Origin of the sequence: Streptomyces sp. NPDC088745, assembly GCF_044751045.1 — a bacterium.
In the GTDB taxonomy this organism is placed as follows: Bacteria; Actinomycetota; Actinomycetes; order Streptomycetales; family Streptomycetaceae; genus Streptomyces; species Streptomyces cremeus.
In genome coordinates, this window is sequence record NZ_JBIVLB010000003.1 from 805495 (window position 1) to 813797 (window position 8303).

11 protein-coding genes are annotated in these 8303 nt (G+C 70.3%); 7 read left to right on the top strand and 4 right to left on the bottom strand.

Annotation, left to right across the window (positions count from 1 at the left end; all coding sequences use genetic code 11):
* Positions 1-3 precede the first annotated feature (3 nt).
* Both ACIP93_RS12880 and ACIP93_RS12885 read left to right on the top strand, forming a co-directional pair.
* On the top strand, positions 4-273 hold the full coding sequence (locus ACIP93_RS12880; RefSeq protein ID WP_401757903.1) for a chaplin family protein: 270 nt from the start codon (positions 4-6) through the stop codon (positions 271-273).
* A gap of 225 nt (positions 274-498) precedes the next feature.
* Positions 499-738 carry a chaplin gene (locus ACIP93_RS12885; RefSeq protein ID WP_345224364.1) on the top strand — a complete coding sequence of 80 codons (240 nt, stop codon included), beginning with the start codon at positions 499-501 and terminating at the stop codon, positions 736-738.
* Positions 739-816: 78 nt separating this feature from the next.
* Here ACIP93_RS12885 and ACIP93_RS12890 read toward each other — a convergent pair whose 3' ends face one another.
* A complete protein-coding gene (locus tag ACIP93_RS12890; protein WP_401757906.1) occupies positions 817-1593 on the bottom strand; it encodes a hypothetical protein in 777 nt (258 codons plus the stop codon).
* Between the two features lie 134 nt (positions 1594-1727).
* Between ACIP93_RS12890 and ACIP93_RS12895 the strand changes: the two genes are divergently transcribed.
* The 4 genes from ACIP93_RS12895 (at position 1728) to ACIP93_RS12910 (ending at position 4969) form a co-directional block, all read left to right on the top strand.
* Positions 1728-2519 carry an ABC transporter ATP-binding protein gene (locus tag ACIP93_RS12895; RefSeq protein WP_345224368.1) on the top strand — a complete coding sequence of 264 codons (792 nt, stop codon included), beginning with the start codon at positions 1728-1730 and terminating at the stop codon, positions 2517-2519.
* A gap of 77 nt (positions 2520-2596) precedes the next feature.
* Positions 2597-3037, top strand: coding sequence for an NfeD family protein (locus ACIP93_RS12900; protein WP_345224371.1), 441 nt, complete (start codon positions 2597-2599; stop codon positions 3035-3037).
* Positions 3038-3176: 139 nt separating this feature from the next.
* Positions 3177-4115, top strand: a complete 939-nt coding sequence (locus ACIP93_RS12905) for an SPFH domain-containing protein (protein WP_401757908.1) — start codon at positions 3177-3179, stop codon at positions 4113-4115.
* Between the two features lie 77 nt (positions 4116-4192).
* Positions 4193-4969 carry a sulfite exporter TauE/SafE family protein gene (locus tag ACIP93_RS12910; protein WP_345224375.1) on the top strand — a complete coding sequence of 259 codons (777 nt, stop codon included), beginning with the start codon at positions 4193-4195 and terminating at the stop codon, positions 4967-4969.
* Positions 4970-5043: 74 nt separating this feature from the next.
* Here ACIP93_RS12910 and ACIP93_RS12915 read toward each other — a convergent pair whose 3' ends face one another.
* The 3 genes from ACIP93_RS12915 to ACIP93_RS12925 form a co-directional block, all read right to left on the bottom strand.
* Positions 5044-5550: an HNH endonuclease gene (locus ACIP93_RS12915; RefSeq protein ID WP_345224377.1), complete on the bottom strand. Its 507-nt coding sequence runs from the start codon at positions 5548-5550 to the stop codon at positions 5044-5046.
* Positions 5551-5766: 216 nt separating this feature from the next.
* On the bottom strand, positions 5767-6312 hold the full coding sequence (locus tag ACIP93_RS12920; RefSeq protein WP_345224380.1) for a YbhB/YbcL family Raf kinase inhibitor-like protein: 546 nt from the start codon (positions 6310-6312) through the stop codon (positions 5767-5769).
* A 58-nt stretch (positions 6313-6370) separates the two neighbouring features.
* On the bottom strand, positions 6371-7153 hold the full coding sequence (locus ACIP93_RS12925; RefSeq protein ID WP_345224382.1) for a sporulation protein: 783 nt from the start codon (positions 7151-7153) through the stop codon (positions 6371-6373).
* A gap of 117 nt (positions 7154-7270) precedes the next feature.
* Here ACIP93_RS12925 and ACIP93_RS12930 point away from each other — a divergent pair, with 117 nt between their 5' ends.
* Positions 7271-7915, top strand: coding sequence for a DNA-3-methyladenine glycosylase (locus ACIP93_RS12930; protein WP_401757911.1), 645 nt, complete (start codon positions 7271-7273; stop codon positions 7913-7915).
* Positions 7916-8303: the final 388 nt, after the last annotated feature.

Consider the following 8303-nt stretch of genomic DNA (forward strand, 5'->3'; position numbering starts at 1 on the left):
GAAGTGAAGAACCTGAAGAAGGCCGCCGCTGTCACCCTGGTCGCCGGCGGGCTCGTCGCCGCCGGTGCGGGCGCCGCCTCCGCGACCAGCCCGGGCCACGGCCACGGCCACCCCGGGGCGGTCGCCGAGGGCAAGGCCGTCCAGTCCCCGGGCGTGGGCTCGGGCAACCTGGTCCAGGTCCCCGTCGACGTTCCCGTGAACGTGGTCGGCAACACCGTCACCGTCATCGGCGGTCTCAACCCGGCGTTCGGGAACCTCGGCCTCAACCACTGACCGACCGGATCGGCGACGAGACCCGTCGCACAGCGGGAAGCGGCTCCCGGCACTGCCCGGGAGCCGCTTCCCGCGTCCCCGCGCGCACAGTCGGCCCGCGGGCGCCATTGCTTCGAAAGTGCGGATCCGCGCCGACAGCCGTGTCGTTCCCCCGTCTGGCGCGTTCTTCAACCTGCGGTCCCGGGGTCGGGGCCGCACCCGTAAACAGCAGAAGGATCATCTTTCATGAACACTGCCAAGAAGGCCGCCGTGGTCCTCGCCGTCGCCGGTCTCGCCGCGGGCGCCTCCACCGGTGCCGCGTTCGCCGAGGCCGAGGCCGAGGGCAAGGCCGCCAACTCCCCGGGTGTCGGCTCCGGCAACCAGGTCCAGGTCCCGGTGCACGTCCCGGTCAACATCGTCGGCAACACAGTCAACGTCATCGGCCTGCTGAACCCCGCGTTCGGCAACCACGGCGTGAACAGCTGACGCCAGCCCCTCCCGAGAGCCCCGCGGTCCCGACCGCGGGGCTCTCGCCGTTCCCGGCCCGGCCGCGGCACCCGGGGCTCAGACGGTGCGCTCCACCATCGCCCCGTACGCCGCCACCATCGCCCGCCGCGCCACCCGCTCCACCGGCCGCAGCGCCTCGGTCCGCGCCCACATCTCGGAAGCGCTGACCGCACCCCCGTGCCCGTTCCGGTACGCCAGGGACACCACGAGCCCCACCCGCCGCGCCATCTCCAGCACCCGCACCGCCCGCGGCGGATACCCGGGCGCCAGCACCTCCCCGCCGGCCTCCGACCGCGCCCGGTACGCGTCGAGCGCCGCCTCCGCCACCGGCCCCGACCCCGCCACGTCCAGCCGCGCCAGCACCGTCGTCGCGTCCCTGAGCGCCTCGGCCAGCTCCCGCTCCGCCTCCCCGAGCGACGGCACGTCCGCGGGCGGCGCGTCCCGTACCGGCGAACACACCCAGGTCACCTCGACCCGCACGTCCCCCGCAGGTCCGATCTCCGCCACCTCCGGCACGAGCCCGAGCGCGGCCCCCGCACAGACCACCGCCTCCTCGGCCTCCAGCGCCCGCGCGTTGAACTCCGGCGGCCCGCTCAGCCCCAGCGGATGACCCGGCGCGGGCAGCGCGACCCGGAACCCCGTCGCCCCCAGGGCCCGCAGCCGCCCGAGCGCGAGCGTGAGCCCGACCGGCCCCGCCTCGCCCGGCACGCCGGTCACCCGGTGCGCCGCGTCCTCGCCGACGATGGCCGTCGCGGCGTCGTCCGGTGAGACAAATCCCCCGAGCAGGGCATTTCCCCAAGCCGCCAGCATTCCTGAACGTGGTTCCGTGAGCATGCGACCCAGCCTAGATTCCGGCCCGCACCCATCCCAAGGGCCGGACCGTCCGAGTGGTGGCGTAGGTTTTCCTTGGGCGCTGTGCCCACAGGCACACGCGACATTTCGATACTGCATGGGGAGACAACGCGCTCATGAGCGATGTACTGGAGCTGGTGGACGTATCCGTGGTCCGCGACGGACGGGCTCTGGTGGACGACGTCTCCTGGTCGGTGAAAGAAGGCGAACGCTGGGTCATCCTCGGCCCCAACGGCGCCGGCAAGACCACGCTGCTGAACATCGCCTCCAGCTACCTCTTCCCCTCCGCCGGCTCCGCCGCCGTCCTCGGCGAGACCCTCGGCAGGGTGGACGTCTTCGAGCTCCGCCCCCGCATCGGCATGGCCGGCATCGCGATGGCCGACAAGATGCCCAAGCGGCAGACCGTCCTGGAAACCGTCCTCACCGCCGCGTACGGCATGACCGCCACCTGGCGCGAGGACTACGACGAGGTCGACGAGCTGCGCGCCCGCGCCTTCCTCGACCGCCTGGGCATGAGCGAGTTCCTGAACCGCAGGTTCGGCACCCTCTCCGAGGGCGAGCGCAAGCGCACCCTGATCGCCCGCGCCATGATGACCGACCCCGAACTGCTCCTGCTGGACGAGCCCGCCGCCGGTCTCGACCTCGGCGGCCGCGAGGACCTGGTCCGTCGCCTCGGCCGTCTCGCCAAGGACCCGTACGCCCCCTCGATGATCATGGTCACGCACCACGTCGAGGAGATCCCGCCGGGCTTCACCCACGTCCTGATGATCCGCCAGGGCAAGGTCCTCGCCGCGGGCCCGGTCGAGACCGAGCTGACCTCGCGCAACCTCTCCCTCTGTTTCGGGCTGCCGCTCCTCGTCGAGCACCGCGGCGACCGTTACACCGCCCAGGGCCTCCCGCTCGGCTAAGTCTGCCCGTACGCAACGGACTTGGGCCGGTACGCATCCCCTGTGCGCCCTGTCCGCGCCGTCCGGCCGCCCCTACCATGACCGTTGTGAACATGGACGCATGGCTCTGGTGGCTGATCGGCGCGGCGGTGCTCGGCATCGCTCTCGTCGTCACGACGATGCCCGAACTGGGAATGCTCGCCGTCGGCGCGCTCGCGGCGGCGCTCACCTCCTACCTGGGCGGCGGTCTCGTCACCCAGGTACTGGTGTTCGCGGCCGTTTCGGTCGTCCTGATCGCGGTGGTACGTCCCATCGCCACCCGGCACCGAAGTCAACGCCCGCAACTGGCCAGCGGCGTCGACGCGTTGCGCGGCCGCCAGGCCGTCGTCGTGGAACGCGTCGACGGCGGCGAGGGCGGCCGCATCAAACTCGCCGGGGAGATCTGGTCGGCCCGCGCCCTGGACGCCGGACAGACCTTCGAGCCCGGCCAGCAGGTCGACGTCATCGAGATCGACGGCGCCACCGCCGTCGTCATGTGAGCCACCGCACGCCGCACGGAAAGCTGTCCGGAACGCCCTGCACGGCGTACCGCCATCTGGAAAACTCGATCATCACCGCGGCACCGGACCACCGGCCCGGCCGCGCAGCGTCGAGCAACACGAAGGGCACGGGGAAGCGATGTCATCGATCATCATCGTCCTGATCATTCTGGTGGTGCTGGTCTTCATCGCCCTGATCAAGACGATCCAGGTCATCCCACAGGCCAGCGCCGCCATCGTCGAGCGCTTCGGCCGCTACACCCGCACGCTGAACGCGGGCCTGAACATCGTCGTCCCGTTCATCGACTCGATCCGCAACCGGATCGACCTGCGCGAACAGGTCGTCCCGTTCCCGCCCCAGCCGGTGATCACCCAGGACAACCTGGTGGTCAACATCGACACCGTCATCTACTACCAGGTGACCGACGCCCGCGCCGCGACCTACGAGGTCGCCAGCTACATCCAGGCCATCGAGCAGCTCACCGTCACCACGCTCCGCAACATCATCGGCGGCATGGACCTGGAGCGGACCCTGACCTCCCGCGAGGAGATCAACGCGGCCCTGCGCGGCGTCCTGGACGAGGCCACCGGCAAGTGGGGCATCCGCGTCAACCGCGTCGAGCTCAAGGCGATCGAACCGCCGACCTCCATCCAGGACTCGATGGAGAAGCAGATGCGCGCCGACCGCGACAAGCGCGCCGCCATCCTCACCGCCGAGGGCATCCGGCAGTCCCAGATCCTCACCGCGGAGGGCGAGAAGCAGTCCGCGATCCTGCGCGCCGAGGGCGAGGCCAAGGCCGCCGCCCTGCGCGCCGAGGGCGAGGCCCAGGCCATCCGTACGGTCTTCGAGTCCATCCACGCCGGCGACGCCGACCAGAAGCTGCTCGCCTACCAGTACCTCCAGATGCTCCCGAAGATCGCCGAGGGCGACGCCAACAAGCTCTGGATCGTCCCCAGCGAGATCGGCGACGCGCTCAAGGGCCTCTCCGGGGCGATGGGCAACTTCGGCCCCATGGGCGGCACTTCGGGCGGCTCCCAGAACAGCGGGCAACGCCGCGAACAGCCCCCCATCGACTGACCCGCCACCCCCTCGTGCATGATCGCTGCACACGGCAGCGATCAGCACGCAGCACTCAGCACGAGGGGTAGGGCCGCATGACGACCTGGGAGATGCTCGCCGTCCTCGCCGCAGGCATCGGCGCGGGCACCATCAACACCATCGTCGGCTCCGGCACCCTGATCACCTTCCCGGTGCTCCTCGCCACGGGCCTGCCGCCCGTCGTCGCGAACGTCTCCAACACCCTCGGCCTGGTCCCCGGCTCCATCAGCGGCGCCATCGGCTACCGCAAGGAGCTGCGCGGCCAGCGCCGGCGCATCCTCCGGCTCGGCCTCACCGCCCTCCTCGGCGGCCTGGTCGGCGCGGTCCTCCTCCTCGCCCTGCCCTCCTCCGCCTTCGACACGATCGTCCCGGTACTGATCGGCCTGGCCCTGATCCTGGTCGTCCTCCAGCCCAAGCTCTCCGCGGCCCTCAAGCGCCGCCGCGCCCAGAACGGCGACCCGGAAACCGGCCCGCACCCCGACGGCGGCCCCGCCCTCCTGGCCGGCCTCCTGCTCGCCAGCGCGTACGGCGGCTACTTCGGCGCCGCCCAAGGGGTCCTCTACCTCTCCCTCATGGGTCTGCTCCTCAACGACTCCCTCCAGCGGATCAACGGCGTCAAGAACATCCTGGGCGCCGTCGTCAACGGAGTCGCCGCCGTCTTCTTCCTCTTCGTCGCCGAGTTCGACTGGACCGCCGTCCTCCTGATCGCCGTCGGCTCCGCCCTCGGCGGCCAGATCGGCGCCAAGGTCGGCCGCCGCCTGCCCCCGACCGTCCTGCGCGGCGTGATCGTCGCCGTCGGCATCGTCGCGATCATCCAGCTCCTGCTGGCCTGACGCCCCCGGACGCACGCACACGAAGGAGCCCGCCTCCACCACGAGACGGGCTCCCTCTTCCTGCGACCGCACCCCTAGGCGGCGGACTCCGCCAGCCAGTCCGGCAGCGCGTCCCACTCCGCGCCCCGCAGCGACAGCAACATCGCATCGGCCGGCGTCGGAACGAACGGCTCGAACAGCAACGGCATCCCCGCCTTCTCCGGCGTACGGTCCGCCTTGCGGTGATTGTCCTCGGCGCACGAGGCCACCGTGTTCAACCAGGTGTCACCGCCTCCGCGCGACCGCGGCACCACGTGGTCCACGGTCGTCGCCCGCTTCCCGCAGTACGCGCACCTGTGCTGGTCCCGTATCAGCACTCCCCGCCTCGACCACGGAGCTTGTCTTCGGAAGGGCACGCGCACGTACCGGCTCAGCCGGATCACCATCGGCACCGGAAGATCGACAGCGGCGGCACGCATGCGCAGCCCGGGATGCGACTTCTCGACCACGGCCTTGTCCGTCAGGACAAGCACCACCGCACGGTTCAACGTCACCGTCGACAGCGGCTCGAAGCTCGCGTTCAGAACCAGCGTGTCACGCATCCCGCCCACCCTCCGTGTGCCGGCCCGCCCCGTGGCGGGCTGGGATCAACTCTGGCGGGACACGCCCCAATGGACAACGCATTAACGGCGTCCCCGGCGGGGGATCATCGGCCCCCCAAACAAAAACTGCCCGTTCCCGATCTCTTTCAAGACCGGGAACGGGCAAATACCCCGTGAATCTTTCGGACTGCGGCTCAGTCCCTGCTCAGCCCCTGCTCAGCCTTCGGCCGGAGCCTCGTACTCCGCGACGAGCTGTGCCCGCCCGAGCGTGTGGAACCGCAGATTGAACCCGACGGCGGCCGGCGGAGTGTCGGCGTCGACCCCCAGGGCGGCGAGGCTCTCCACGTCCACCGCGTACACGGTGAACACGTACCGGTGACGCTCGCCCGCCGGGGGAGCGGCCCCGCCGAACTCCTTCGACCCGTAGTCGTTACGCGCCTGTACGGCGCCCTCCGGCAGCCCCTCGAACTTCCCCGACCCCGCGCCGGCCGCCAGCTCGGTCACCGTCGCCGGGATGTCGAAGACCGTCCAGTGCCAGAACCCGCTGCCGGTCGGCGCGTCCGGGTCGAAGCACGTCACCGCGAAGCTCTTGGTCTCCGCCGGGAAGCCCTCCCAGCGCAGTTGCGGCGAGGTGTTCCCGGCCGCGTACACCTGGGCGTCCTTCAGATCCGCGCCCTCGGCGACGTCGTCGCTCACCACGCTGAAGGCCGCCACCGGCGGATGGAAGTCGTGCGGCAGCGGCGCCCTCTTGCCCTCGGTCACGTCAACACCTTCCTCTTCCTGCTCACTCGCTCAGCACTCGTACGGGACCCTGCCGACCCTAGAGCCAGTTGCGCTGCCCGCCGACCTGGGCCAGCCACTGGTTGAGGTACGCGGCCCAGTCCGTCCCCTGGAAGTCGTTCAGCCCGACCTGGAACGCCCGGTAGGAGTCGCTGCTCTCGCTGAACATGCCGCCCTTGCGGTCCATCTCCAGGATCACGTCCATCTCGCGCTCGTCCGCGACGAACGTCAGCTCGACCTGGTTGAGCCCCCGGTACTGCTGCGGCGGCAGGAACTCGATCTCCTGGTAGAACGGCAGCTTCTGCCGCGTCCCCCGGATGTGCCCGCGCTCCATGTCCGCGCTCTTGAACCGGAACCCCAGCTGCACGAAGGCGTCCAGGATCGCCTGCTGCGCCGGCAGCGGATGCACGCTGATCGGGTCCAGGTCCCCGGAGTCCACGGCCCGCGCGATCTCCAGCTCCGTCGTCACCCCGATGTCCATGCCCCGCAGCTGCTGCCCGGCGATGCTCGTCACCGGCGTCTCCCACGGAATGTCGAGGCCGAACGGCACCACGTGCACCGCCCCCGCCTTCACCTCGAAGGCACCGCCCAGCCGCACCTTGGTGAACTCGATGTCCTGCTTGACCTCCTGGTCGCCGCCCTCCACCTCGACGCGCGCCTGGAGCCCGACGGACAACCCCTCGATCTGCTGGTCCACGGACCCGCCCTGGATCCGCACCTCGCCCTGCACGACCCCGCCCGGCACGACGTTCGCCTCGGTGAGCTCCGTCTCCACGGTCGCCCCGCCCGAGCCCAGGCTCGCCAGCAGCTTCTTGAATCCCATGCTCTCCCCTTAACTCTTCCAGCCTTGACCAGTACGAACGCTCGATGCCGACGCCAGGTTCCGCGGGTACCCGCACAACGAGCGGTGACAACCCGCGTTCCGTTACCCTCGGCAGGCATGATCGCCCCGAAACCGGACCGTACGCCGCTCACCCGCCCCTTCTTCGACCGCCCCGTCCTGGACGTGGCCCCGGACCTGCTGGGCCGCACCCTGGTACGTCGCACGGACGAGGGACCGATAGAACTGCGCATCACCGAGGTGGAGGCGTACGACGGCGAACGCGACCCGGGCTCGCACGCCTACCGCGGCCGCACCGCCCGCAACGCCTCGATGTTCGGCCCGCCCGGCCACGCGTACGTCTACTTCATCTACGGCATGTGGTTCAGCCTCAACCTGGTCTGCGGCCCCGAGGGCAAGGCCAGCGGTGTCCTCCTCCGCGCCGGCGAGATCACCGCCGGTGCCGACCTCGTCCGCACACGACGACTTTCAGCCCGGAACGACAACGAACTGGCCAAAGGCCCCGCCCGTCTGGCGACCGGTCTCGACATCACCCGCGCCCTCGACGGCACCGACCTCTGCACCGACCCGGAATCCCCGCTGTCCGTACTGCACGGCACCCCGGCCCCGCCTGACCAGCGGGAAAACGGCCCCCGCACCGGAGTGGGCGGCGAGGGCGCGGTCCACCCCTGGCGCTTCTGGATCGCCGGCGACCCCACGGTCAGCCCCTACCGCGCCCACAAGCCGCGCCGCCGGGCGACTTGACTCGGCCCCGTCACACGCCTAACGTGGCCCGAGCCGCTTGAGACGGGCACTGCTGTCGGAACGGTCCATCGGACCCGACCGAGCAGCCCGGAGCGGCCAACCACTACTACGACTTCCCCTCACGGGTTCGAATGTCGGCATGCCCGAATTCCGATCCCCATGGCCCGATTATGAGCCGCCGGGGAAAGCGGCTAAAGTAGTGAACACGCCGAAAGGCAAAGGCCCTCCAACGGCCACCGGAAACAAAATTCGAACCGGAAACGGCGCGGAAATGATCTGGTAAGGTTGGAAACACACCGAACGAAAACGTCCGGAGGAAAGCCCGCAGGGGTGAGTACGAAGGAAGCGTCCGTTCCTTGAGAACTCAACAGCGTGCCAAAAGTCAACG

What these genes read in the sequence shown, in the direction of transcription:
- ACIP93_RS12910 (WP_345224375.1), top strand. Translation starts at nt 4,193, where the DNA reads ATGACGACCTGGGAGATGCTCGCCGTCCTCGCCGCAGGCATCGGCGCG.
- ACIP93_RS12890 (WP_401757906.1), bottom strand. Translation starts at nt 1,593, where the DNA reads ATGCTCACGGAACCACGTTCAGGAATGCTGGCGGCTTGGGGAAATGCC.
- ACIP93_RS12895 (WP_345224368.1), top strand. Translation starts at nt 1,728, where the DNA reads ATGAGCGATGTACTGGAGCTGGTGGACGTATCCGTGGTCCGCGACGGA.
- ACIP93_RS12930 (WP_401757911.1), top strand. Translation starts at nt 7,271, where the DNA reads ATGATCGCCCCGAAACCGGACCGTACGCCGCTCACCCGCCCCTTCTTC.
- ACIP93_RS12900 (WP_345224371.1), top strand. Translation starts at nt 2,597, where the DNA reads ATGACCGTTGTGAACATGGACGCATGGCTCTGGTGGCTGATCGGCGCG.
- ACIP93_RS12925 (WP_345224382.1), bottom strand. Translation starts at nt 7,153, where the DNA reads ATGGGATTCAAGAAGCTGCTGGCGAGCCTGGGCTCGGGCGGGGCGACC.
- ACIP93_RS12905 (WP_401757908.1), top strand. Translation starts at nt 3,177, where the DNA reads ATGTCATCGATCATCATCGTCCTGATCATTCTGGTGGTGCTGGTCTTC.
- ACIP93_RS12915 (WP_345224377.1), bottom strand. Translation starts at nt 5,550, where the DNA reads ATGCGTGACACGCTGGTTCTGAACGCGAGCTTCGAGCCGCTGTCGACG.
- ACIP93_RS12885 (WP_345224364.1), top strand. Translation starts at nt 499, where the DNA reads ATGAACACTGCCAAGAAGGCCGCCGTGGTCCTCGCCGTCGCCGGTCTC.